This window comes from uncultured Bacillus sp. (genome assembly GCF_958411575.1).
Classification (GTDB): Bacteria; Bacillota; Bacilli; order Bacillales; family Bacillaceae; genus Bacillus; species Bacillus spizizenii.
Genome location: NZ_CATYRA010000003.1, coordinates 47,285 through 71,741 on the forward strand (window position 1 = coordinate 47,285; position 24,457 = coordinate 71,741).

General features: G+C 41.6%; 20 protein-coding genes and 4 pseudogenes. 11 read left to right on the forward strand and 13 right to left on the reverse strand.

The annotated features are described in order from the left end of the window. Positions 1 to 84: 84 nt before the first annotated feature. Together Q5C82_RS05975 and fdhF are read right to left on the reverse strand one after the other, a co-directional pair. Positions 85 to 645: a DUF1641 domain-containing protein gene (locus tag Q5C82_RS05975; RefSeq protein WP_003220480.1), complete on the reverse strand. Its 561-nt coding sequence runs from the start codon at positions 643 to 645 to the stop codon at positions 85 to 87. Next, positions 638 to 3,595: a formate dehydrogenase subunit alpha gene (gene fdhF / locus Q5C82_RS05980; protein ID WP_003220478.1), complete on the reverse strand. Its 2,958-nt coding sequence runs from the start codon at positions 3,593 to 3,595 to the stop codon at positions 638 to 640. Before fdhF ends, Q5C82_RS05975 begins: the two co-directional genes overlap by 8 nt. 149 nt (positions 3,596 to 3,744) lie before the next feature. Between fdhF and Q5C82_RS05985 the strand changes: the two genes are divergently transcribed. Then, positions 3,745 to 4,320, forward strand: a complete 576-nt coding sequence (locus Q5C82_RS05985) for a YjgB family protein (protein ID WP_003220475.1) — start codon at positions 3,745 to 3,747, stop codon at positions 4,318 to 4,320. Positions 4,321 to 4,418: 98 nt separating this feature from the next. Continuing rightward, positions 4,419 to 4,817, forward strand: coding sequence for a DUF2809 domain-containing protein (locus Q5C82_RS05990; protein ID WP_003220473.1), 399 nt, complete (start codon positions 4,419 to 4,421; stop codon positions 4,815 to 4,817). An 8-nt stretch (positions 4,818 to 4,825) separates the two neighbouring features. On the opposite strand, the gene Q5C82_RS05995 is transcribed toward Q5C82_RS05990, so the two are convergent. Then, positions 4,826 to 5,725, reverse strand: coding sequence for a DUF2268 domain-containing protein (locus tag Q5C82_RS05995; protein ID WP_003220472.1), 900 nt, complete (start codon positions 5,723 to 5,725; stop codon positions 4,826 to 4,828). Between the two features lie 127 nt (positions 5,726 to 5,852). Here Q5C82_RS05995 and Q5C82_RS06000 point away from each other — a divergent pair, with 127 nt between their 5' ends. Both Q5C82_RS06000 and Q5C82_RS06005 read left to right on the forward strand, forming a co-directional pair. Next, on the forward strand, positions 5,853 to 6,020 hold the full coding sequence (locus Q5C82_RS06000) for a YjfB family protein (protein ID WP_003220470.1): 168 nt from the start codon (positions 5,853 to 5,855) through the stop codon (positions 6,018 to 6,020). A 129-nt stretch (positions 6,021 to 6,149) separates the two neighbouring features. Further along, positions 6,150 to 6,623 (forward strand): YjfA family protein, encoded by a 474-nt coding sequence (locus Q5C82_RS06005; RefSeq protein ID WP_003220468.1) that lies wholly within the window; start codon positions 6,150 to 6,152, stop codon positions 6,621 to 6,623. A gap of 46 nt (positions 6,624 to 6,669) precedes the next feature. On the opposite strand, the gene pdaC is transcribed toward Q5C82_RS06005, so the two are convergent. Beyond that, complete coding sequence (pdaC, locus tag Q5C82_RS06010; RefSeq protein ID WP_013307961.1) at positions 6,670 to 8,070, reverse strand: peptidoglycan-N-acetylmuramic acid deacetylase PdaC; 1,401 nt, start codon at positions 8,068 to 8,070, stop codon at positions 6,670 to 6,672. A 253-nt stretch (positions 8,071 to 8,323) separates the two neighbouring features. On the opposite strand from pdaC, the gene cotT reads away from it, so the two are divergent. The 3 genes from cotT to Q5C82_RS06025 all read left to right on the forward strand — a co-directional run bounded on the left by cotT (position 8,324) and on the right by Q5C82_RS06025 (position 10,957). Next, positions 8,324 to 8,560 carry a spore coat protein CotT gene (gene cotT / locus Q5C82_RS06015; protein WP_032727220.1) on the forward strand — a complete coding sequence of 79 codons (237 nt, stop codon included), beginning with the start codon at positions 8,324 to 8,326 and terminating at the stop codon, positions 8,558 to 8,560. A 150-nt stretch (positions 8,561 to 8,710) separates the two neighbouring features. After that, on the forward strand, positions 8,711 to 9,673 hold the full coding sequence (gene cyoE / locus Q5C82_RS06020) for a heme o synthase (protein ID WP_003224725.1): 963 nt from the start codon (positions 8,711 to 8,713) through the stop codon (positions 9,671 to 9,673). A 1,089-nt stretch (positions 9,674 to 10,762) separates the two neighbouring features. After that, complete coding sequence (locus Q5C82_RS06025) at positions 10,763 to 10,957, forward strand: DUF4177 domain-containing protein (RefSeq protein ID WP_003224719.1); 195 nt, start codon at positions 10,763 to 10,765, stop codon at positions 10,955 to 10,957. Positions 10,958 to 11,001: 44 nt separating this feature from the next. Here the strand turns inward: Q5C82_RS06025 and ybaK are convergent, their stop codons facing one another. Continuing rightward, positions 11,002 to 11,484 carry a Cys-tRNA(Pro) deacylase gene (ybaK, locus tag Q5C82_RS06030; RefSeq protein WP_003224718.1) on the reverse strand — a complete coding sequence of 161 codons (483 nt, stop codon included), beginning with the start codon at positions 11,482 to 11,484 and terminating at the stop codon, positions 11,002 to 11,004. Positions 11,485 to 11,685: 201 nt separating this feature from the next. Here ybaK and Q5C82_RS06035 point away from each other — a divergent pair, with 201 nt between their 5' ends. Both Q5C82_RS06035 and Q5C82_RS06040 read left to right on the forward strand, forming a co-directional pair. Continuing rightward, positions 11,686 to 12,081, forward strand: a complete 396-nt coding sequence (locus Q5C82_RS06035) for a hypothetical protein (protein WP_003224716.1) — start codon at positions 11,686 to 11,688, stop codon at positions 12,079 to 12,081. 274 nt (positions 12,082 to 12,355) lie between these two features. Beyond that, a pseudogene (locus Q5C82_RS06040) lies at positions 12,356 to 12,863 on the forward strand (GNAT family N-acetyltransferase). A gap of 115 nt (positions 12,864 to 12,978) precedes the next feature. Here the strand turns inward: Q5C82_RS06040 and Q5C82_RS06045 are convergent. The 4 genes and pseudogenes from Q5C82_RS06045 to Q5C82_RS06060 form a co-directional block, all read right to left on the reverse strand. Continuing rightward, positions 12,979 to 13,263 (reverse strand): hypothetical protein, encoded by a 285-nt coding sequence (locus Q5C82_RS06045; RefSeq protein ID WP_003224712.1) that lies wholly within the window; start codon positions 13,261 to 13,263, stop codon positions 12,979 to 12,981. 379 nt (positions 13,264 to 13,642) lie between these two features. After that, a complete protein-coding gene (gene manA / locus Q5C82_RS06050) occupies positions 13,643 to 14,590 on the reverse strand; it encodes a mannose-6-phosphate isomerase, class I (protein ID WP_003224708.1) in 948 nt (315 codons plus the stop codon). Between the two features lie 15 nt (positions 14,591 to 14,605). Continuing rightward, positions 14,606 to 16,558, reverse strand: coding sequence for a PTS mannose transporter subunit IIABC (gene manP / locus Q5C82_RS06055; RefSeq protein WP_003224704.1), 1,953 nt, complete (start codon positions 16,556 to 16,558; stop codon positions 14,606 to 14,608). Positions 16,559 to 16,706: 148 nt separating this feature from the next. Then, positions 16,707 to 18,655: pseudogene (locus tag Q5C82_RS06060) on the reverse strand (transcription antiterminator). A gap of 614 nt (positions 18,656 to 19,269) precedes the next feature. Between Q5C82_RS06060 and Q5C82_RS06065 the strand changes: the two are divergent. Beyond that, entirely contained in the window at positions 19,270 to 19,608 is a 339-nt protein-coding gene (locus Q5C82_RS06065; protein ID WP_003224701.1) for a YolD-like family protein, read from the forward strand. Between the two features lie 70 nt (positions 19,609 to 19,678). On the opposite strand, the gene Q5C82_RS06070 is transcribed toward Q5C82_RS06065, so the two are convergent. The 4 genes and pseudogenes from Q5C82_RS06070 to Q5C82_RS06085 form a co-directional block, all read right to left on the reverse strand. Then, positions 19,679 to 20,251, reverse strand: coding sequence for a hypothetical protein (locus tag Q5C82_RS06070; protein WP_003224699.1), 573 nt, complete (start codon positions 20,249 to 20,251; stop codon positions 19,679 to 19,681). 37 nt (positions 20,252 to 20,288) lie between these two features. Further along, positions 20,289 to 20,534, reverse strand: coding sequence for a hypothetical protein (locus Q5C82_RS06075; RefSeq protein WP_003224696.1), 246 nt, complete (start codon positions 20,532 to 20,534; stop codon positions 20,289 to 20,291). A gap of 342 nt (positions 20,535 to 20,876) precedes the next feature. Then, positions 20,877 to 20,990, reverse strand: a pseudogene (locus tag Q5C82_RS06080) (peptidoglycan-binding protein); the annotation flags it as partial. 225 nt (positions 20,991 to 21,215) lie between these two features. Next, positions 21,216 to 22,343 (reverse strand): Rap family tetratricopeptide repeat protein, encoded by a 1,128-nt coding sequence (locus Q5C82_RS06085; RefSeq protein WP_003224692.1) that lies wholly within the window; start codon positions 22,341 to 22,343, stop codon positions 21,216 to 21,218. A 237-nt stretch (positions 22,344 to 22,580) separates the two neighbouring features. Between Q5C82_RS06085 and Q5C82_RS06090 the strand changes: the two are divergent. Beyond that, positions 22,581 to 24,442, forward strand: a pseudogene (locus Q5C82_RS06090) (ribonuclease YeeF family protein). The last annotated feature ends 15 nt before the right edge of the window (positions 24,443 to 24,457 follow it).

Below are 24,457 nucleotides of genomic sequence, written 5' to 3' on the forward strand. Positions count from 1 at the left end.
TCTAGTCTTTGAACATTTTTTACTAGTCCATTAGACCTTTTCACCAAAAAACCCGAGCTGGCAGCAGCCGGCTCGGGCAGGTGATCAATCTCGCTTATTCATTTCCCTTTTCTCTCGGGGTTCCTCATGATGTTTTTGGCGCTCTGGAGGCTGAGTCGTGCGTTCCAGCTCCTTTGTATCTTGTCCCATTCCTTTTAAAAAGGAGAAAAGCAGTGTAACTGCTTTGTTGATTTCCGGGTCTTTGAGCGAACGGATGATATCAAAATAACCTGTTTTCTCTTCGCTGTCCTTCTGTTCCACGGCATTTGCCACACCCGCATTCACTTTCAAAATGAGGGGCTCCAGCTGTTTCACATCCAGCATGCCTAGCGTTCCAACCAGAAGAAGCAGATTTTTCAGCGTATTGGCTGTTTCCTCTGTATCTGCCTTTTTCACTAAGATATCAAGAACTTTATCCCCTTGGCCAAAAAGGCCGCGGAGCAATGGCAAAACACCGCGCTCGTTCATGTGGCCCATCATATGCAGCGTTTCAAGAATGGCTTCCTTATTTTCGACTAATGCATCTTCAATTTCTTTCATATCACGCTGTCGCTGATCCTCTTCGGTTATCTCGATTTTCTGAATTCGTTTGATCGCTTTAGCCATTATGCCCAATCCCCCTTTTCACAGCGTCGCCAGGGAAAATATAGTCTTTTCGCGCCCATTTCTTTTGTACCTGCACACCGATTTGCGGCTGCGGATTGCCGTTGCGGTGATTGATCTTAGGCAGCGGATTGTTTCCATCGCGCTTCAAAATTTCCATCTTGGCTGATGTTTCTTTGTATGCAGGCGTGTCGGTATCCTTATCAGCATGGCTGCCTGTTAACAGGTTGATCGCTGCTTCCCCTGAATCGTTCATTGGCAGATATACTTCCTTCCCTTTGACACGATCAGTGATCAAGCACTTCACTTTGACATTTCCGAAAGGCGATGTGAGTCTGACAAGGGTTCCGTCCTGAATCCCCCGCTCTGCCGCAAGCTCTGGAGAAATTTCTAAGAACACTTCCGGTGTTTTCTTCGAAATCCCTTTTGATTTGTAGGTCAGGTTCCCTTCATGGAAATGCTCCAAAAGCCGGCCATTGTTGACGTGGATATCATATTCCTCACCGAACTCTTCAGGCTCAGTCCACTGAACAGGATAGAGAATGGCTTTGCCGTCTGGGAAAGGGAAGCGCTCAGTAAAAAGTAATGGCGAATCCTTTCCATCTGCGCTTACAGGCCATTGCAGGGAGTTGTAGCCTTCAAGGCGTTCATAGGTGACGCCGGCATAAATCGGCGACAGCATGGCTGCTTCCTCCATAATGTCTCCAGGGTGTTCATAGTGCCAGTCAGCACCGAGCTTATTGGCAACCTCCATAATAATCTGCCAGTCCGGCTTTGAATCGCCCAACGGTTCAAACACCTGATACAGCCGCTGAATACGGCGTTCTGTGTTTGTAAAGGTTCCCTCTTTTTCAAGGCTCGGGCTCGCAGGAAGAACAACATCAGCAAACTCGGCTGTACGTGAAAGGAAAATATCCTGTACCACAAAGAAATCAAGCTTTTCATAGGCGGCGTGTACATGATTGATATTGGAATCGACCAGACCCATTTCTTCACCTTTTACATACATCGCTTTCAGCTGGCCGGAATGGATTTTTTCGATCATTTCGTGGTTGGTCATGCCCGGCTCCTTCGGCAGCGGCACACCCCACGCCCGCTCGTATTTTTGGCGGACTTGTTCGTCCGTCACTTTTTCATAGCCCGGCAGTCTGTCAGGCATGCTTCCGAAGTCACTTGCTCCCTGCACGTTGTTATGGCCGCGCAATGGGTAAGAGCCTGCTCCCGGTTTTCCGTAGTTTCCTGTCACAAGCAGTAGATTAGAAATTGCCGTGCTTGTATCACTTCCGCCAATATGCTGTGTCACGCCCATTGCCCACAATGCGCACACACTGTCAGCCTGACCTATCATCTCTGCCATTTGGATGAGGGTTTCCTGATCAATTCCGGTTTTCTCCTCGGCATATTCAAGGGTATATGGCGTCAGGCTTTTTACATATTCATCTCGTCCGTTCACTTTTTCCTGCAAAAATCGTTCATCGGCCTTGCCGTTTTCAATTAAATATTTGGCGATGGCATTCAGCCAGACGATATCTGATCCGGCACGCGGCTGGACAAATAAATCAGAGCGCTCTGCCATTTCGTGTTTTCTGATATCCGCTACGATCACTTTCTGCCCTCTCAGCTTATGAGCCCGTTTAATGCGAGTGGACAAGACCGGATGCGACTCAGACGTGTTCGAACCGATAATCAACACAAGGTCCGCTTGCGCGATATCTGTAATCGACCCTGAGTCACCGCCATAGCCGACTGTCCGAAACAGGCCGGCAGTCGCGGGAGATTGGCAATAGCGCGAGCAGTTGTCCACATTATTTGTGCCAATGATCCCTCTGGCCAGCTTTTGCATGAGATAGGATTCTTCGTTTGTACATTTAGAAGATGTAATAAAAGCGAGTGAATCCGGGCCAAACTCCTCTTTTAAATCCGTGAACTTGCTGGCGATCAGCGATAACGCTTCCTCCCACTCCGCTTCACGGAAATGGTCGCCTTCGCGGATCAGCGGCTTTGTCAAGCGTTCCTCACTGTTCACGAAATCCCAGCCGAACTTTCCTTTTACACAAGTGGAAATGCCATTGGCCGGCGCTTCCTCCTGCGGCTCGACTTTCAGAATGTCTCTGCCCTTTGTCCAGACATCAAAGGTGCAGCCGACGCCGCAATAGGTACAGACGGTTTTCGTTTTTTTGATTCGCTCATCACGCATGGCGGATTCCATATCGGAAATAGCGAGAATCGAGCCGTAGCCTGTCTCTACGCCTTTTGTGATCTCGATCATCGGACGAAGCGATTCGTGATCAATGCCTGTTAAATATCCAGCTTCCCCCTCCATTCCTTTTTCCATCATCGCGTTACATGGACAGACGGTGGAACAGTGGCCGCATGATACACAAGACGACTCATTGATCGGCACATCGTTATCCCAAATGACGCGCGGGCGTTTCCGCTCCCAGTCAATGGTCAGTGTTTCAGTTACCTGAACATCCTGACACGCTTCGACACAGCGTCCGCACAAAATACATTGATCTGGATCATACCGGTAAAACGGATGAGATTCATCCTTATGGTAAGGCTTCTGGTCAAACGGGATGCTTTGGTGATTGATTTTCATTTCCTTCACCGTATTATGTATTTCGCATCCCCCATTGTTGTAATCGCAAACTGTACAATAAAGCTCATGATTATATAAAATCTTGTCCATCCCGATGACCTGCGCTTTTTTCACATCTGGCGAAAGCGTATCAATAACGTCTCCATCCTTTAATTCAGCAGAGCACGATCTCTTCAGCTCACCATTGATGCTGACGATGCACGTATCGCATGTTTCAATCGGCCCTAAGCTTGGATGATAGCAGACTTGCGGCACTTCAATCGAACTGTTATTCAAAAGCTGAAGCACCGTCTGTTCTTCGGACGCTTCCATTTCAACGCCGTTTATTGTGATGTTTTTCTGTTCAGCCATCTCCATTCCCCTTTCTTGCTTGTGTATATACCGAATTACCCATTTCTGTTCCCTTACAAGGGATCACTAAAACATACAAAGCGCACTCACATGTTTTAGTGCATCATCACCGGGAAACGAGAGGGTAGAATGAAAAAGGAGGGATCAGCATGAAAAAAACAATGTCTGTTCTAACCGCGACAGCAGCACTGACAGGCTCTCTTTCCGGCTTCGGAGCGGCGTCCTTTTCAACACCGGCAAAGGCCATAACTCAAACAACCTCGATCTCTGAAAACACAAACCAATCAGCCGCCGAGCTTGTCAAAAATCTTTACAACACCGCCTACACAGGGGAAATGCCTCAGCAGGTGCAAGGCCTTACCATTAACAAAAGCACGAAAGGCGATGTCCATGCTAAATTAGGGGAACCGGAACGACCGTCCGGAGGAGACAATCGGTTTGATTTATATCACTGGAATATGGGGAACCCGGGCTACGGATTTTCCTATCATAAAGACATGACAATTTCAGAAATCCGCTACTTTGGAACCGGCGTGGAACGGCAGCTGAATTTAGGAGGAGTTACCCCGGAAGTGCTGCGGAATGAAATAGGCCCCGCGAATCGAGTGTTAACCGTCCCGTTTACCGATGAAATCGACTATGTATATGACACAGGCCGATATGAACTTCATTTTGTAATTGGCAAGGACCAGACCGCTGACCATGTAAACCTTAAAGCAAAATAAACCCATCATGCGGCTGTTCAGCCGCTTTTTTATTGGACAAATAGAAGATATATTCCTTACAATACATGGGAGATGAAGCAGAGACGGGGTCATTTTCAATGAAGCGAAATCGATGGATATATGCAGCGTTCACCATACTGATCATAGGTCTGGGGCTGGGAGCTAGAGCATTCTCCAGTGTACTGCCGGATGCCCTCAATACTTACCTGGGGGACTCTCTGTGGGCTGCCATGATCTTTACGGGTTGCGGGTTTCTATTTCGGAAAATGAAAACGATGACGACTGGCCTTATCAGCCTTTCCTTCTGTTTTTTCATTGAAATCAGCCAGCTGTATCATGCCGAATGGATCGACCGGATCAGAGACACTTCTCTTGGCGGACTTGTACTGGGGTACGGATTTTTATGGAGTGATATCGAAGCGTATACACTTGGAGTTGCCTCTTGTGCCGCTATAGAGCTGCTGGCTCTGGGAATCAAAAAGCGCCGCTGTATGTGACGCTTTTTTCATTTGGAAAACAGCCCGCACTGAGAAAGAATGGTCTCCGTATCCAAGAGCGTGGCCTCGCTTATCGTGACTTGATGTTTATCCATAAATGACTGAACGGCATGATATCCAACTGCATAACCCGCAAAAGCCGATAATCCCGCAGGCTCAAAGCCTTGGACTTTCGCAATCGGATCACCAAACATATAACGGCTTACTTCCGAAAAGCCTTTCACATCCAGCACCTCATTGATGACTTCAATGGAATACTGCAAATCTTCTTGATCAAAACGTGTTACCCAAGGACCTAATTGCTCCTCGCCAAACAGCTCTCTGGCAAATGACTCAGCCAACCCTTCAATCACAAGATAATCCCCGACACTCACAGAGCCATGATGAAAATCAACATACGAAAACCGCAAATTATGATGAAACTCATGAGCAATAATTGAAGGTATCCTTGGCAGGTTATAGCTGTCCGGATTCATCCATACATGTATAAAGCCCGGTATCCCGCCAAATCCGCAGTAGCCTTTTTGCAGCTGAAGCTTATTTGGGTCAGCGATGTAAAGGCCGAATTTGATCTCGTCTGCATTCACCCGGAGCTGTTCGCGCTCTGCAAAATCGATACATTGCCGTAGCGCAGATTCAGCTATCTCTGCAGCATATGATTCTTTCAGTATTTGCAGTGCTTTCTGCCCGGCTTCAGCATCACGGACATCCAAATAACCAAGCATTTTCACAGCCATGATTACATCATAGCCGCTTTGCTCCTTCGCTCTCAGCGGAACTTGGATAGCGCTCCACATCTTTTCAAACGGCCTCATCATCGTATACCGAAACTCATCCTCTCTTTTCTCTTCTACCATTGAAAACAGCTTTTCATATTTCTCAAAGGTCTTTTCCATGACAAGATTCATCCTGATTCCCCCCTTGTCAAAAACATACGGTATGCCGCAGCGTAAGGGTCAACAGGGAAAATTAAGCCATTTTTCACCTGTAAAATCATCCAAAGCCGCCGATAGGTAAGGCATAGGAGGTGGAACGATGGATATTCCTGCTTTATCAGTTGCGATGCATCAAGCATCCCTTGCCCAAAATGTTGGTATCGCCTTAACGAAAAAAATGCTGGACACCGCCCAGCAAAATGCCGATCAAACCTTGAAGATGATTCAGCATCCGACGCTTGGACAGACCATTGATGTAAAAGCTTAACCCCAACACCAAAGGCGGCCAATAACTCCATCCTCCCGGCCGCCTTTATTGTTCACAAAAAAGCATGCATGTTTTGATTGTTCCTCCGTATGATTTATTGTTTGCCATATTAAGGAGGTCATAAAGGACATGAAAAAACTGTTTACGAAGGCTTCATTGGTGTTATTCTCAGTTGTATTTGTTTTTGCCGTCAAAGGAGCGCCTGCCAATGCGGAAACCCACGCCTATGATGGAAAAAGCCCTTATTACAATGATTGTGCATCCAGCGGCTCTACAAAAAAATCCTCAAACTTAGTGAATGCCAACAATCAAGTCATCGGAGTAGTCGAGCTTAAATTCAGCAGTACATGTAAAACGGCTTGGGCAAAAATCACGATGAATAACACATTGACGGCAGGCTTTGAAGCAAATGCGGAGATTACCCGGAACACGGACGGAAAGAGATATAATTGTGATTCTGCAGGCGGCAACGGAAAAGCGGTTGCCGGCCAAAAATCTTGTTATACGCCGATGGTATATGATTTAGACCCAAGGACTTCTTACGCTTTCGGCAAGTATTCAGGACCCAACCTGAATGTTTGGGCCACCACAGGCTCTTATTAAAAAGAAAAAAGGCTGTCCGGGCAAAATCCGCGGCAGCCTTTTCGTATTAATTCGCTTCTCTTTGTTTTTTAACCTCTTCAAGCTGAGAGACCGTCACCAATTGATAGCCTTGATCAGTGAGCTTTTTGATCATTTCATCGGCAGCATCAGCAGAGGTGCGGTAAATGTCGTGAATCAAGATGGTTCTTCCATCTCCCGCCTGACTCATGACACGGTCAACGATTGTTTTTTTGTTTCGGTCTTTCCAATCTTCCGGATCAACATCCCATAACGCGACATCCATTTTCAACTGACTCCGCAGCTCATCATTAATGCCGCCGTATGGAGGTCTTACGAGCGTCGGGCGGTATCCGCTTATTTTTTCAATGATATCTTGCGTGTCATTGATTTGCTTTAATGCCTCTTTCACTGAAAGCCTTGTGAGAAGCGGATGACTCCACGAATGGTTCCCCACCTCATTTCCTTCCTTCAGCATTCTTTTAAGCGTTTCCGGGTAATATTGCACCCTGCTCCCGAGAACAAAAAACGTGGCATGCCCCTTATATTTCTTCAAGGAGTCCAGAATCTGATTTGTTGTCGCAGGATTCGGGCCGTCGTCGAAAGTAAGCGCAATGACTTTTTGATTAGGATCAACCGTTTCCTCTTTGGGTAAAGAAATCACTTCATGCTTCGGCTTTTGTTCTTTGATTTTATTTTTGTTTTTTGCTTTATCAATATATTGTTCTTTCACGATGTCTTTCAAAAGGCTTTTCTTAATGGCAATCGATTGCTCTCCAAGATAGCCTGCTGCGACCTGATATGTATCAAAATAAAATTCGATATAATCTTCTTTGATGGCAAAGCGGCTGAAATTATCTTTTTTCGGTGCCGTTCCTTCTCTTAATAGCGCATCGTCTGCAGCAATGTCCTTATCCTTTTTCAGCTCATGATAAGCGATTAATGAAAGCTTATGTAAATAGTCAGCGTCCTCTTTGAAAAGATCATCAATTGAAAGAAAAGCTTGCTTACTAAAATCATAGTTAAACGTTTTTTTCACGGTTTGCCCGTGTGCACCGCCGATATATTTATATTCATTAAATACAATCGCTACAGTCTGCTTGGCATAATGGACAATTTTATAATCAACATTTAATTCGTTGCGCGTTGTCGTATGTGCCTGATCAACGTCTTTTGTTTCCTTCTGAAATTGGCGAACCTCTTTCTCTGCGAAACTCTTTAATACCGAATCCATTTTTTTATTTTTGAAAACGGGATAGTTGACCGCGTAATTGAAGGTTTTCCCGTCATTCACGAGCGTTGCAATCTCCACATTCCCATACTGAGAATCAGTTTTTACTTTATTCATAACCGTTTCTTTTTTTAATGAATTATGAAAAAAGCCGATAAGGCCCGCCACACATACAACTGCTATTAATACATGAAACCATTTGATTCTTTTTGCAAACAACCCAAATTCCTTCTTTCATAACCGTTTCGATTTATTTTTCATCAATTAGAACTGTATCTATTTAGAAATGTTTTTGTAACATTGGAGTAACATTTATTTCACATTTGTAATACTATGAGATTTAGAAGTTCTTGTCAATCCTTTTTTCAGGGATTTCATCATAAAAAAAATCCGATTTCACGAATGTACATACACCCAACCCGCACATCAAGAATATGGTAAAAGGAATAAAAAAACTAGGGAGGTTTTCCTCTTGGATTATCCTTTGAATGAACAGACATTTGAACAAATTATACCTTATGATGAAAGACAGCCTTATTATTCGCGCCCGAGACCGCCATTTTATCCGCCTTATTATTACCCAAGACCGTTCTATCCGTTTTATCCACGTCCGCCTTACTATTACCCGCGCCCACGCCCGCCTTACTACCCTTGGTACGGTTACGGCGGAGGATATGGCGGAGGATACGGCGGAGGATACGGATATTAAACGCCGTTTTACCAAAATGGGGGCAGTCCAGCTCCCCATTTTTTTGTTTTAAAAATGACAATATCATGACAAATATAGGAAATAATTGTAATTCCATAGCCCTCTTGTTACGATAACAAAAGCATGCAGTTGTGAGGGAGGCGTCTATTTTTGGGGAGTACAAGAGATTCTGCAGCTCTATCTGAAACGAAATACATAAAAGCTTCGAACCGGGTAACAGTTTACGATTTTATCAAACTTGCAAAACCCGGCATTATCATATCAAACTCGATAGCAGCTTTCGGCGGATTTTGGATCGCGTTTGCAAGCGCAGAAAAACCATTAACCGGAATGGCTTTTTTGATGACAATGGTGACAGCAATGCTTGGAACCGCGTTTGTCATGGCTTCCGGCACTGTTTATAACAACTTTTTTGATCGGCATATGGACGCAAAAATGGCACGCACCCGCAGCAGGGCCTCAGTCACAGGGAAAATCCCGCCAGCCATGATTTTAACGTATGGCTCTGTTTTAGGAATCGCAGGTCTTGTTATGCTGTATTCCCTTAATCCATTAACTGCCCTTCTCGGACTGGCTGCCTTTATTTTTTATGCGATTATCTATACAGTATGGGTGAAACGAACCTCTGTGTGGAGCACATTTGTCGGGAGTTTTCCGGGCGCTGCGCCTCCATTGATGGGGTATTGTGCCGTAACGGGAGACATCAGTATGACTGCAGTGCTGTTGTACGCGATTATGTTTCTGTGGCAGCCCCCGCATTTTTGGGCGATTGGGATCAGACGTAAAGAGGAATATCGGGCAGCAGGTGTTCCGCTTTTGCCCGTTGTAAAAGGAAATCATGTAACAAAAATAAAAATGATTCAATATATTGCAGTTCTGGTGCCGGTCACGCTATTAGTGCCTTTTTCTCTCGGCACCGGACATATCAGCCCATTTTATTTCTTAGCTGCCCTGGTTCTCGGAGGCATATGGATCAAAAAAAGCATCCAGGGATTCAAAACGGACGATGACGTCAAGTGGGCAAAGGATATGTTTGTCTACTCGCTCATTTATTTTTGCTTGCTGTTTTTGATCATGATGGTTGATTCATTTGTGATGTTTTTGATCAGATGATGTTATGCAAAAAGAGCCACACATTAATGTGACTCTTTTTTGTTTGGAAAAACAGCATCTAATAGAAATGTCACGATCAAAAACACAACCATGCAAATCAAAAATCGGACGATTTCACTCAAAATCCAGCTATCAGCAATACGCATACCATCTGTTTCTCGGAGGGTTGCGCATATTGAAAAAATCATGAATATGTTTTTTAAAGTTTCTTTGTTCATGAAATACCATCGCTTTCTTGAAATGATTACTGAAATGCAAAATAAATGATAAGGTAAAATCCAGCCAGATATAAAACATGTCCGCAACTTTGCATGTTTTATTTAAATGAAATCCTTGTTTTTTTCACCAGCCATTTGCAAAGTTCAGGCAAACAGATGAAAACCGCTTCAGAGAAAAAACAGATCTTTTCCGATAAACTAAGCGGCGGATAGCTCGAACCGTCTGCTGCTGTTCTCTCTCCTAATGAAAATAAGAACATTAGAACATGAAGTAACGGCATGAAAAAAATAAATAGTAATCTTGATAAGTGAATCGGGACATGCACTTTTTTCATAAAGCCAATACAAGAAAAAATAAACCCATAAACGAAAAGACAGTACGTCCCCCAACTTATTATTGGATGTACACTAAAGTATAAAAGTAAAATTGCTAAGAAATACATGTGATTCTCCAATCTATAAACTCGAACTCTTTTTCCACCATCAGGTATTATAAGCCAATAACAAACAAAAAAATAGACTTTTGTCTTTATATGGATGCTAGGCAGTAAAAGAAATTGTACCGACTACCTATATGATAGTTTGCCTATGTTCATAGATTTGGAAATCTACAAACCCGCTGCCAAGGTTGATATCAAGAGAGCGAGCTTGTTGCAGACTTTTTCATTAGAAAACTTACGCTTGTCATTGTTAAGGGTTCATTGAGATGTGGAAAAGAATTTCATGTGTTGCCATTTAAAAAGAAGACATTGAGAAAGTGGACACTTGTAAAGGCCTTATTTCTATTATCAAATTTTACTTTTGCCCTTCACCCATGTTTTCGGAACATCTTTCTTACTCTTACGTATACCTTAATAGGAGGGATCAAACGATGAAAGAGTATGAATTCGTAAGAGTTGAACTGAGCACGATGAGAAGAAGGCCTAAAGAAGACTACCAGCAAATCATCCACGACTACGCGCAAAGAGGCTGGACATTCATTCAGATTTTCGCTCCCAGTATAGATGGGTATGGAGCAGCCGCTTATTTTGAAATCATATTTGAAAGAGAGGTGGAAAAAGCTTAGTCTATGTGCCTAAGCTTTTTCAGTTTATCTTCATTGCGTGCCATCTATACAATTTCTGCAAATGCGGCATCGCATGCTTTCGCTAAATCTTGTGGCGCTAATTTCAGCTGCAGACCGATTTTCCCTGCACTGACAATGATAAAATCCAATGTTTCAGCGGCTGCATCAATATAGGTCGGGAACGATTTTTTCATGCCAATCGGAGAGCAGCCGCCGCGAACATAACCAGTTGCCCCTAATAATTCCTTCATTGCAATCATTTCTATTTTCTTTTCTCCTATTATTTTTGCTGCCTTTTTTACATCTAATTCTTCTGCAACGGGTACAACAAAGACGCAATAATCTTTTGCTCCTGCTGTTGCCACCAATGTTTTATATACATGTTCTGAAGGATAACCGATTTTTTCCGAAACAGAGATGCCATCTACCGGTTGGCCGTCTTCTGTTTTATACCCTAATAACTCATAGGAGATGTTCTGCTGTTCTATCAAACGAACCGCATTTGTTTTTGCCATTTTTTTCGCCATACTTTCACCCCACTATCGAAAAAATCCTAAAGAAATACTGTAATTAATATCTAAATACTATCATCGAAAACAGACATATTCTATTAACCTGCATATTCAAAAGAAAAACCTCTAGAAAGCCAAAACACGAAACAAAAAATGGAATGAACGACATGTAACAACATACAATTTGTATGAATGTAAAATTAAGGAGTGGTTGCTTTGTATCATTATTATTATGGTCCTGCGTTAATTCCTTACTTTACACATAATCTTAACACTCAAAGAAATCCAGACTTTTCAGAAAGACAGCGAAGAAGAGAAATCACACTGAATGTAGATGGCATTATACCGCCATCTTCCTCTGAGGATCTCGGAGACGGCTTTTATTCCTTCGCATGGACTGGCCAACAGGTAATAGATCCTGGTGAATATCTTGTTTGTCATCTTGAAGGAAGAGATATAAAAGTGGTGAATGGCGGGTTTGCTCCACGCGATACTGCTCCATTGTATGCAATCGCAAGCTTTCCAAGGAGAAGAAACCAATGGGTCATAATCATTCATAATCCTGTTCAAACCCAAAGAGCGATATCACTTTACTTAATTGCGAAAAGGTAGTACAAAATGTTTTCAGCAGAAACAGAAAAACGGGTAGGAACGCTTAGATATCAGCGCTTTCCTACCCGTTTTAGATTTATGATATTGCATCTCTCCCCGTCAAGGCAGTGACGAAAGGAGGTTGAACGCCGTAGAAATTCGGGTTCAATAAAACACTTCATTTCAAATTCAACTCATGTTCTTCATCATTCTCTGTTGCCCAAGAATTTTTGCACCGATACATATTTCAATATGTTACCGTTATTACCAGTTAAAAGAAAAGAGGATTAAATATATGGTTCTTCTAGAAACAAATCGGTTACTTTTAAAAACGATTGATATTCCCCTTCTTGACGCTGCATCTAAACAAGATCATCAAGCCATGAAAAACCTAGGTTATGAAACAAATGGTGAATGGCCAAACCCTGATTTTTTTGAAGCCATCCCTTATTTCCGCGAGAAAATCGTTGAAAACAATGGGACAAAAGGATTTGATTCATGGATTATTCTAAAGAAGGACAATCATGAAATTGTGGGAGGAACCGGATTTTTAGGTGACCCGGATACGAATGGCATGATCGAAATCGGTTTTGCAACAAATAAAAGCCATCGCCGCAAAGGTTACTGTGTGGAGGCTGCCCAAAAATTAATAACCTGGGCATTAAGCCCAAGATGTAGTTAACGGTATCACAGCAAGATGTGAACCTGATAATGTTGGTTCGCAACATATTTTGGGAAAGTTAGGATTTACATTGGAGCATAAATCAAAAGACTTTATGCATTGGAGATACGTTACAATGTAAAAGCCTAAAAAGGCTGGCTCCATGTCTGCTTTGTTGAAGCTCGTACAGAGAGTGAAAACCCTCCCTCTAAACTGAGAGCGGGTTTTTCTTCAGACAACGATTTTTGCAGTTTTCCTTACTCATCTTTTCTATCTTTATCGGTATCTTCAGCATCCTCAACTGGATCTTCAGGATCAGGATCATTATCTTTTTCATCATCTTTATTGATGGTATCATCCTCATCGACACCTGGAGCGTTGTTATTGTCAGTATCTTGGTTGTTGCCGTTATGATCTTGATCGTTCTCCTCAACATCTGGAACATTGTTATCGTTATTATTATCATCTTGATCATTATTACAGCCCATTAATATAAAACTGAATAGAAACAACACACTTATGGTTTGCAGCCATTTTTTCATTTCCACCCTCCTTTCTTCTTTTTAATCCCTATAAGTTTGTCCAGCATGTTTACATTAATTCGTTGTATTCTTATATATTCTTTCTCGAATTCCATCTTTATCATTCCGGCATAACAATTCCTCTTTTGCGAAAACTAAGTATCGAAACTAAATAGAAAGTTGCTCTAAAATGAATCATCTCCGGTGGATAACCGCCCTTTTTAAATGTAAAACCCAATACTTAAAAAATGTCAGGCTTTGACTCGGGAATGCGGGTAAGGGACCGAAAAATGAAGGAATCAGATCACTCCTTTCATTGAATCAAAAAAACCCTCCAATTTAAGAAGGGTTTTTCCACACACTTTAGTCTGCTACATTAAACAGTCTGGATCAGCCTGAATTATAGATGAGAGACGATACACTCTGCCTGCCCCTCCAGTTTAAATTCTCCAAAACCGTAAGGCAGCAACATATGATCTCCTTTTTTAAAGCCATTGACATACCCACTGGATATCATACGGCCTTCTCCTTCAATAACACTGATAAGAAGGAATGGTTTTTGCTGTTGTAAGCTTGCTGCTCCTGATATATTCCACTTTTCCACCGAAAAGTAAGCGCATTTAATCAATGTTGTTATAAATAATTCCTCGATTTGTTCATGATGAACTGTTTGCCGATCTAGGATAGATGGAACCTCTATCACTTCTATGCTCTTTTCCAGATGAAGCTTGCGCGTATTGCCTTCTGCATCTTTTCGCTCATAATCATATAATCTGTAGGTTGTATCTGAATTCTGCTGCGTCTCTAAAACGAGAATGCCTTTTCCAATCGCATGAACGGTACCGCTTGGCACATAGAAGAAATCCCCAGGCTTTACCTTTACCCGGCGCAAAAGTTTGTCCCATTCTCCAAGATCAATCATCGAGATCAGCTCTTCCTTTGTTTTTGCGTTGTGGCCGTAAATGATCTCTGCATCTTTTTCGCAATCAATGATGTACCAGCATTCGGTTTTTCCGAGCTCTCCGTTTTCATGAATTTTGGCGAACTCATCGTTCGGATGCACCTGAACGGATAAATCTTGGTCCGCATCTAATATTTTTGTAAGAAGAGGGAAACGATCCCCTTCAAGCTGTCCGAATAAATATCTGTGATGCGCCCATAATTCGCAGAGCGTAAACCCTTTATACATTCCGTTTTGAACAACGCTTTGCCCGTTTTTATGAGCAGCAAAAGCCCAGCACTCCCCTGTTCGTTCTGACGGAATGTGATAGCCGAAAGCCGATAAAGCGGTACCGCCCCAAATCCTCTCTTTGAAAACAGGCTTGAAAAATAACGGTTCTGTCGTCATGAATATCCCCCCGCACTACACGATTTCATCCAGCAGCTTGTATGCTTCTTCTTTTGTTTGCACGGAGAGCAGCTGCTTCCTATAGCTATCATCCATTAGTTTTCGGGATAACATCTGCAATATTTTCAGATGCTGGTTCCCTTCGCTCTCTTTCGGTACAGCAATCATAAAGATTAATTTTGCATCTGATCCATCCAGGCTGTTCCAGCCAACGCCTGATCGTTTGATCCCAAAGGCAACACTCGGCTCCCTGACCGACTCAGATTTCCCGTGCGGAATTGCGATATTCATGCCAATCGCCGTTGTGCCCTGTTGTTCACGATTCAAAATGGCTTGTTTAAACCCGCTCTCGGACAGCAGCATACCTCTCTGTGACAATTTTTGAATCATTTCATCAATAATGTCATCCCTGGTTTCCCCTGATAAATGTGGCTCAATCAGCTCGGGGCTGATGATGTCTGTCAGTTTTTTGATTTCCGCCATCCCGGCTTTTTGGCTTTCAGCTTGAGTCGGCTGCGGTATTTCTTTCGCCGCAGCAGCTTCACTTGGCGGTGTAGTTTCGCTGAGCACAGGGGACGCCGCCGTAATATCCTTTTTTAGAACATTGACGAACAGAGCAGTGACAAGAGATCCTGCAATCACAGCAATAAAAAACATCAAGACATGGTCAACTGCGCCAAGCACTGCAACGATAGGTCCGCCGTGCGCTACTCTGTCTCCCACATTGCCAATCATCGCTATCACCGAACCCGTCATAGAACCCGCCATAATACTGGGAATGACTCGAAGAGGATCCTGTGCCGCAAATGGAATGGCTCCTTCAGTGATGCCGAAGAGCCCCATAGTGAATGCCGCTTTCCCCATCTCTCTTTGCGATGCCTCGAATTTCCTTTTTCCAAAAAACGTTGCAATCCCGAGGCCGATCGGCGGTATACAAATAGCGACGGCAATCGGTCCCATAATTTCATAGTTTCCTTCTCCGATCATGGCCGATCCAAACAGAAATGCCACTTTGTTTACGGGACCGCCCATATCAAATGAAATCATTGCGCCTAAAATCAATGCCAGAAGGATCGAGCTCGAACCTTTCATACCTGCCAGCCATACCGTTAAAGATGTGAAAATTTGAGCTACAGGTGCGCCGATCAAAAACACAAACGCCAAACCTACAATTAGTGATGCAAACACCGGGATAATAATAATCGGCATGATCGGCTGGATTGCTTTTGGAACCTTTAATTTTTTTATCCAAAGGGCAGCATACCCCGCTAAAAATCCGGCAATGATTCCGCCGAGGAAACCGGCGCCGCTTGCGCTGTCATAAAAACTTCCAGTCGCTGCAATATATCCGCCGATCATTCCCGGCACAAGTCCCGGCTTATCAGCGATGCTATAGGCGATATATCCGGCTAATACCGGGATCATGAATGAAAATGAAGCACTGCCGATCTGTTCAATCGTTTTCCAGAAAGAATCATCCGGAATGACTAAGCCTTTAGGTGTTTTTTCGCCCCCAAGCGTTAATGCAACCGCTATCAATAATCCGCCGACGACAATGAAAGGAACCATAAACGAAACGCCGTTCATTAAATGACGGTAAATCGGATTTTGTTTCTTCTCCTGTTGATTGTTTGATTCCGATTTTGAAGCGGAATGGTAGACCGGTATCTCCCCGCTAAGTGCTTTTTGAATCAATTCTTCCGGTTTGCGAATGCCGTCCTGAACCCCGACAGACAGCAGTTTTTTGCCTATAAACCGATCTTTGTTTACCGAGCGGTCTGCCGCAATAATGATCGCGTCCGCTTCCCGAATTTCCTCTATGGTTAGCTCATTTTCTACCCCGATTCCGCCCTGGGTCTCAACTTTGATGGTAACGCCTAATCTGTCAGCAGCTTTTTGCAGATTTTCCGCTGCCATATACGTATGGGCAATTCCGTTCGGACAAGATGTAATCGCTAACAGTTTCATAGGAAACCTCCTTTAAAGTGTGAAAAACAAGATCTTGTCTCAACTGTATACCGAAATCATGCCGTTAAAATCTCTTTTTTTTACCATAAGTTCCGGAAATAAAGGCATTTTTCCATATAAACAAAAAAGCAAGGAATGAACCCTGCTTTTAATAATCCAAATAAGATAAAAATGTCATGACGTTTGTTTCTTTCGTCAGCTTCTGCACGAAGGCCGGCTGCTCACTCAGGTATGAAAGCTCACGAAACAGCTGCTTTGTCATATTTTGATCCTCGTGTTTGACAGCCAGCATAAAAACAAGCGACACTTTCTCATTTCCCCACTCAAGCGGCTCTTTTAATGTGGCAATTGCGATTGCTGATTGTTTGATATATTTAGCGTTTGCATGAGGAATGGCTATGCCTGCCCCAATGTTGGTCGCCGCCATTTTTTCCCTCATCACCGCATGAACCGCATAGTCCTTTTCAACATAGCCTTTCTCAAACAAAGCAATCGCCAGCTGTTCAATTAACTTGTAGCGGTGCTCTGCTTCTTGCTGCAAAAAAACCAAAAAAGGAGTCGTATTGTTCAGCATTTGGAAATTTTGCTTTTGGCAGTGCGATTCATCAAGCTGACGTATAAATTCATTCAATTTTTTCTCATCACCAGGCTCCAAAAGCGGTGATACAACAATATGGGGAATCGTTACATGTCCCAGCGCAATGGTGGAAATGACAAGATCGATATCCTCATGCTGTTTTAAAAAGTCCTTTAGATCGGCTTTTGCGATACAAGCCATTATTGCGATTTGATGACATTTCCGTTCAATTTTTGTCCGTAGCAATTGTGACATCCCAATCCCCATGTGACAAACGATGATCGCCTTTTTGTGTGTCTCGCTGCTGTGATGCATCCTTTCAATCGCTGCCTGAAAATGCAGCGTCAAATATGCTGCCTCTTCCTCAGGGATATAAAGCTCAAACGTTTGATTGATGTCTTCCAGAACGTCAATGATCAGATGAAACAAATAAGGGTACATCATTTTGATTGCATTAAGCATAGGATTTGATACAGAAAGATCATAGCTCAGCCGCTGTAACACTGTATTGAGATGAATATTCAATCCGTTGATCAAATCCTGATCTTTATGAAAATCCAGCATTTTGAGCTCTGAAACACGATTGATTAAATGCCTTACAACCTTTGGAAGCACTGCATTTTCAAGGTCCTTTGTCTCTTCTTTCTCTAATGGATAACGAACTTTCCCGCCCAATATATGTAATGTTAAATACACGGCTTCTTCTTCAGGAAAACGGATTGCAAAAACCGGCTCAAGCCGTTGTAAACAAGCAAAAGTCCATTGATATTCTTTCTTCTTTTTTACTGCCGCCAGTTCTCTTGGAGATATCGAGATCGGCTGCTTCATTTTGATCCGGCGGATCATTAACAATGTATGCAGCAGCAAACTCTCAAACGTCTCATCTGTGAAATAGAGCGAATGCTTTTTTTGTAATGATTTGATTTCTTTCGCCACAAAATTGACTTCGTGACTTAAGAACTTACTTTTAATAAATTGGCTAGTAAACTCCGTGTTATCAATCAAATCAGATATTCTAGCCAATGCTTTTCTTTTATTTTTTTCGTTCCCTTCAACCTTCAAACCAAGCCGCTGCCTAGAAACCAATGTAGGTCAAATCGCTTCAGCCACTCCTCTACCGCACATAAATCCTTTTTAATGGATGATCGATTCACAAAATGCTGAGCAGCTATTTCTTTTGCGGAAACAGGCTTTACATTCATTAATAAGTCATAAGCAATATGCAGCATTCTTTCTTCATCAGTACGCTGCCTAGAATGAACATGTTCTGTATGTAATTGTTGGCTTAACCAGGTCCTTTCCTGTTCTTCTATATGTAAAAAGACGCCTAACCCTGGTTTCCGAATGAGCTGCGCGTGAGAATGCTCATTGAGATAATCCTCGATCACTTTCAAATCATTCCGGATTGTTTTTTCAGAACACTGTACCCTGTCTGCGAAATCTTGCACAACTAAATAGTCATCAGGTTCAGATAACAACAGATACAAAATCTCTTTTTGTCTTGTATTCATGTATTTCATCTGTTTTCTATCCTTCCTGTCAGTATCCACTTGAACAAATTTATAGTATAAGTATACTATAAATGTAACCGTTTACATCATAACGTAAAATCATAGAGTCAAAAGTTTTGTTTTTTACCGAAGGTTCCGGAAAAAGCGATTTTTATGTTATTAGACTGTTCTATGATCCAGTACGATTCCCCGCTTCCCATTCCAATTTAATAGAATAAGAAACGCTCAGACACGGTAATGGTTCACCGCTACCTTGCGCCTTAATACGCCTAAGTCATCGACTAAGTCAACGCAATAAAAAAACGGCTAGAAAGGTTATAACGCTTCTAACCGCCGTGTATGATTCCGAATGGGCTCGAACTAGCGACCTCTACCCTGTCAAGGTAGTGATTACCTTCTGAGCTGTTATTTTTATTCCTGACAAATACCTATCCATCAAGGGATTTCAAAATAGATGTCTGATTCCTTCTGAATAAAAATATTAATTGTTGGCAGGTTTGGGCAACAACTCGCCAACAATTTCCCATTTAAAACCAATAAATAAACCCACAGGCTTACCAGTATTTTCTCCGTTGATAAAGGAACGTTTGTTCCCATATAATTTATTCAAGGAGATGATCGGAATGAGTCAAGGCATTTACGACAAGAGATGGGAACAAAAATTCATATTACCTGAGCAAAGGGCTGCCCTTTTAAACAAAAAGAGAGAAGTCCAGAAGATCGAAAAACCCATTCTTGATGAATACCAGCTGGAGGAAATGGCACGCACTATTTGCGAAGCGATGGAATTCAACTCGGTTCTGCTCATCAGTATATACAGAGATGGTTTTATTGAAGAAGTAACAGGAAATGTTCATTACATAGATGAAGTAAAACAGAAGCTGCATGTGAAGGATTTAAAAGGGGACACAAATTTTATTGCATTTGAGTCTCTTTTAACTGTTGGGGCATATGAAGGGTGAAAACGAAAGTAAATATGTATTATATAAAGCCCGCCTTATGAGACGGGCTTTTCGGGCGAGGTTATTTCTTTTACACTTTCTTAACGCCTCCGTAAACACTTCCTTTTGCAGTAGACCCGATAAACGCCTCAACAAGAGCTGAGTTTAAAACGATCCCGGCCCATTTAAAACCTACAATGGATTCAACATATATACGTGAATAAACCTCTCTATAGGCATATCCTCCATGACTGGCGTCCCGGTCTTGTCCTAATACCCTAGGAGAGATTGCCAAAGCTGTCCCCATCGGGTGGCGCTGATAGTCGCCATCTTTATAAGTAGCCCAAACTTTTTTGCCGTCATATTTAAATCTTCCTTCGGCCCAAAGTGTGAAGAGCTTCGGTCCACCAAGTCCATAAGCAATACCAGTGGTCCTTTCTGTTTTTGTAGTGCCTTGGACGCTTGCATCAGAGTCTGGAGAGTCAGTTAAAGTTTTTTGCTCAAGTATCTGGATATCCCCCAGATCACCTAGATAAACCTTAACCGTACTGTTTTGTGTTTCAAAAGTAAGCACATCCCCATAGGATTTGCTTTTTTCTTGTTCAGCCATAAAGCTGTTCATATTGAAAGCTTTACCGTTGAATTTTTCTAGTTCTGATTTCATTTCTGGGAAAACATCATAAAGTGATATGTCTGGATTACTAAACGCTTCTGGTGCTGGATTGTTTTTGTAGTGATTTGAAATAGTTTTTCCAACTTTTTTCCAAAGAAGAATTTTTAGGTAGATTTTCTAGGTTGGATTTTAACAAAGGAACTGTTTTTTCAACGTAATTTCTAATGTCAGTTATATCTTGCTGTGACTTTTGTTTAGGTACTGCGCTCGCTGCTCCTCCGAAGATACTAAATACCAACGAGAAAGTCAGGCAAAAAAGAAATATTTTTTTCATAATAATCTCCTCCTGTTTATCGTTCACCTCGCCCCTCTATATACATTTATTTACAATTTTACTTTTTCCTGCCATTGTTTTTTTGGGTATAGTGGTATATCAGATAAACAATCAGAAAGACTAATGCAGCTATGGCAATATAATATAACGGCATCGCCAAAAATGGAGCAAAATTCGCTATGACCACCAATATAATGATGGCTATTCCGTACAAACTTATAAAGCGTAGTAAAGCCATATTATCCCCCCTTGCTGTTTCCATCATTTTAACAAAAAAAGTAAGCTACTAAAGGGCTATTTTTTGATACATGATGTCACAATTAGCAAGGGAGGACTATAAGATTATTTCAACAATGCTTCAAGTTTTGCTTTCGTTTTTGGTCCATAAATGCCATCAGCTTTTAGTCCATTCATCAGCTGGAATCGTCTGACGGCATCGGCGGTTTTCGGTCCATAATATCTTATTTCATTCGAAATTTCATTCGATTCGTTTTGTCTGTTTATTTAACACATAAATAAAAGCCCTCTTATTTAGAAGGGCTTTTTAGAAATGATGATGCTTATGTTTGAAGACGATCCGATGTAACTTGGAATGAATTTTGAGTTTGATTTTCTGTTAAGCCGGATCCAAACCCACACACTAAAACGAATGACAACCCCAGGATAAGGCATACCTTCTTTTTAAAAGTCATACTGGCATTCTCCCCTTTGAATTTGTGTTTGAGTTTCAATCATTTTCTGATGATAAACATAAGATGTTTCAAATTCTTTAGAGTTTGCGTAAGCAGCTGCAGTCTCACAGGCAATGTCTTCTACATACGAATAGTTCTTGTTTCTTTCTAAGTATTCTATTGTTTTATTAACACCTTGTTGGTCCACTGCATCGACATAAAGTGCTTTTAAATAACCCTGTAATTTCGTGAAAAGCTCATCGCCTTGATAAATAGCTGCCGACAACCCTTTCTTACTTACTTGGATGGCTTCATTCATTTTTCCTTGTTTGAAAAGGATTTTTGCATAAGAAAATAAAGAATGTGGCAAATTCGTCAACTTTTCTTTTTCAGTAATCTCCACAGCTTGCTTCATGAAAACTTCTGCTTGCTGATAATCCCCTCTGTCCGCAAAATTAGTACCTAAGTTATAAAGTGCGGAACTAATGAGCCTTTTATTATTTAATTCTCTGGATAACTCTAACGCTTTTTCAAGATGTGGCTGACTTTTTTCATAACGCTTAAAATCAATATAATTCCCTGAAATAACAAAGAGACATTGAACTTTCCGTACCTTATACAATTCATATTGATTGTAAACGTCTAATGCTTGTTTAACGTGGTGCATAGATACATGACTTTGCTTCATTCCATAATATGCTTCGGCTAACTTAAAATGAAACTCTGCTCTTTCGATTTCATCAGGAACGTGGATAAGTTCTTTCTCCGCCTCCCTATAATAGGCGATTGCTTTCACATATTGCTTTTGATCAAATTCATACATCCCCCGAAAAAACAGGGAGTAGTAAGACAATAAACCGGATATCCCTTTATTTGACGCCTCAATTTTTTCGAGTAACTCGTCAATAGTTGGTCTTATGCGTGTAGTTACTGGTTCTAAATAGTCTAGCATAAGCTGATGACGGAATTTCATTAATGAGAAATAAATCAGCAAATATTCATCCTCTTCCATCTGATTGATCTCTTGTTCCACCTCAGCTTTTAAAATCTCTGCATCTGGGACACTGAATTGACGAATCATCTTATACCATTCATTGATCTTTACGCCAACTTTAGACGATGGTAAAACTGGATTCACGAGACCCCTCCTCAAACACCTTTTATGTAATATTCTAACATTTCAAAAAATATGTATGTCCGCAAAAAAACCGCAAACTTTTTCGTTGCTAAAGTTCTGTTGTCCTAAATCATACTTGGGTATTTACACCTAATCCTAAAGTTTCATTTTCCATATAAAGAGATTCCTTTCTAATTTTGTCTTATGTCATGTGGTAAAATTTGGTTGCTAATTCCCCATGAATGAAAGGATATGAACATGAAAGTATTTGAAGCCAAATCACTGCTTTCTGAAGCAGATAAACGCGCAAAAGAATACAAAGAATTAAGAAGTCAGATGATCAATCTAAAAAAAGCCTTCAAAGCTGTAGCTGATTTAGATGACAGTGAGTTTTCAGGCAAAGGAGCCGATAACATCAAAGCATTTTATCAAGATCATGCGGGTGTGGCTGACAATTGGATTGATCTAATTGATATGAAAATTGCTTTTTTGACAAGCATTTCAGGCGCTTTAGAGGACGCTAGCTTGTCTGACGCATACATAGAAGAATCCTTCTTAGAACATGAATTGGCTAACGCCTACACAAAATCAAAATCCATTATGTCTGAACAGAAGAAAGCGATGAAAGATATTTTAAATGATATCGACGATATTCTTCCGCTTGATTTGTTCTCGACAGAAGACTTCAAAGACGAACTTGCAGATGCGGAGGACAAACGCAAAAAACAGTCGACAAACTAGGTAGTGTGGACGAAGCACTTGTTACTGAATATGCCCAGTCAGAGCCAAACGAGCAATTCATCAAGAAGGACTTCCAAAAGCTTGAGGAATCCACAGGCAAAGGCAAGAATGCTACACCCCTCCATTACAATGCCAAAGCTTATCGAGAAAGTGATATACATAAGAAAAAAGGCGATATTGAGAAACAAACTGAAGCTTATTTGAAGATCAAGAAAGACGAAGCGAAAGAACGAGAAATCAAAGAGCTAAAGAAGAAACTAGCTGACGGAGTGACGGACCCGGATGAATACTTAGAAATTGCCAAGAAAGTCGGCTATGAGAACCTTACCCCTGAACAGCTTGAATTTGTTTCATTTCTTGAACAGCGTAAAGCTTTCTTAGATAACGGAAAAGAAGTGTTGCAAATCATAGGTGATGGCGCCAAAGGTGCGATTGTTGGTGTATACGATTTTGCCAAGGATACCGGTGAAGGAGCTATTCAACTCGGATGGAATATCGGTTGGACAATTGACAACTTAAACAAGGATCCTCAAAAAGTGTTGGATACAGTTCTGGAATACGACTATCAAGCTGCCTTTCAAAGTATGGTTGACACATTGAAGGATGATTGGGATAAAAAAATGATTCACGGAGATGCATATACACGGATGCACTATGTTACTTATTTTGGCGGAAGTCTCCTGTTGTTGAAAGGTGGAAAGTCCTCTGTCTCAACAGGCTCGAAAGATCTTGCTAAAGTTGGGAAAGGAGCTGGTGGCACAATTAAGAAAGGTGGTCAGTCCGTAAAACAGTTTGTCAAATCTCCTGTCAATCGGTATACTCCTGCATTAGAAGGAATCCTTCAAGATGCTGAGAAAACCATTAACGTGAAAAATACTCCGCTGCTAAAAAGTATTGCGGAAGATAAAAAAGAGAGTGTACTCAGAAGATCTGAAAGTTCTAACAACATGGGTACAGGTAATGTCAAACAAGGTGATAGTACCCCTCTCGCACCTGGCGGCGGATTAGCTGCTCATGAAGCAAGAGGCGGACATTTATTACAAAAACATGTTGGGAAAACAGACAAAGAATTAATAGAAAGACTGAGAACTGATCCTAACCCACATATTACAGCTTCATCTACTTTTAAAGATAGGGCTACCGCTGAGAGAATCGCTAATTCAGTTTTAAACGATCCTAAAAATATAAAGAAAATCGAAAATTGGATTGATGATCCTAAAAAACCTAAATTAATGTTAAGATACAAGGGCGATGGAGAAATAATCGGCAGAAGTGTATCAAGAAATTCAGAACTAGTAGAAAACGTTACAAACGCAAAAATTATACTCAAAAAAGATAACAACGGTAACTTTATTCTTACAGGATATCCAACCAAATAGAAAGAGAGGAATTAT

Bases quoted from the DNA above. Each gene is read 5' to 3' on its own strand.
- Q5C82_RS06005 (WP_003220468.1), top strand. From the start codon at position 6,150: ATGAAAAAACTGTTTACGAAGGCTTCATTGGTGTTATTCTCAGTTGTA.
- Q5C82_RS06025 (WP_003224719.1), top strand. From the start codon at position 10,763: ATGAAAGAGTATGAATTCGTAAGAGTTGAACTGAGCACGATGAGAAGA.
- Q5C82_RS06070 (WP_003224699.1), bottom strand. From the start codon at position 20,251: ATGAAATCAGAACTAGAAAAATTCAACGGTAAAGCTTTCAATATGAAC.
- manP (WP_003224704.1), bottom strand. From the start codon at position 16,558: ATGAAACTGTTAGCGATTACATCTTGTCCGAACGGAATTGCCCATACG.
- Q5C82_RS05975 (WP_003220480.1), bottom strand. From the start codon at position 645: ATGGCTAAAGCGATCAAACGAATTCAGAAAATCGAGATAACCGAAGAG.
- Q5C82_RS06045 (WP_003224712.1), bottom strand. From the start codon at position 13,263: ATGAAAAAATGGCTGCAAACCATAAGTGTGTTGTTTCTATTCAGTTTT.
- manA (WP_003224708.1), bottom strand. From the start codon at position 14,590: ATGACGACAGAACCGTTATTTTTCAAGCCTGTTTTCAAAGAGAGGATT.
- Q5C82_RS06000 (WP_003220470.1), top strand. From the start codon at position 5,853: ATGGATATTCCTGCTTTATCAGTTGCGATGCATCAAGCATCCCTTGCC.
- Q5C82_RS05985 (WP_003220475.1), top strand. From the start codon at position 3,745: ATGAAAAAAACAATGTCTGTTCTAACCGCGACAGCAGCACTGACAGGC.
- Q5C82_RS06065 (WP_003224701.1), top strand. From the start codon at position 19,270: ATGAGTCAAGGCATTTACGACAAGAGATGGGAACAAAAATTCATATTA.
- ybaK (WP_003224718.1), bottom strand. From the start codon at position 11,484: ATGGCGAAAAAAATGGCAAAAACAAATGCGGTTCGTTTGATAGAACAG.
- fdhF (WP_003220478.1), bottom strand. From the start codon at position 3,595: ATGGCTGAACAGAAAAACATCACAATAAACGGCGTTGAAATGGAAGCG.
- Q5C82_RS05995 (WP_003220472.1), bottom strand. From the start codon at position 5,725: ATGAATCTTGTCATGGAAAAGACCTTTGAGAAATATGAAAAGCTGTTT.
- Q5C82_RS05990 (WP_003220473.1), top strand. From the start codon at position 4,419: ATGAAGCGAAATCGATGGATATATGCAGCGTTCACCATACTGATCATA.
- Q5C82_RS06075 (WP_003224696.1), bottom strand. From the start codon at position 20,534: ATGAAAAAAATATTTCTTTTTTGCCTGACTTTCTCGTTGGTATTTAGT.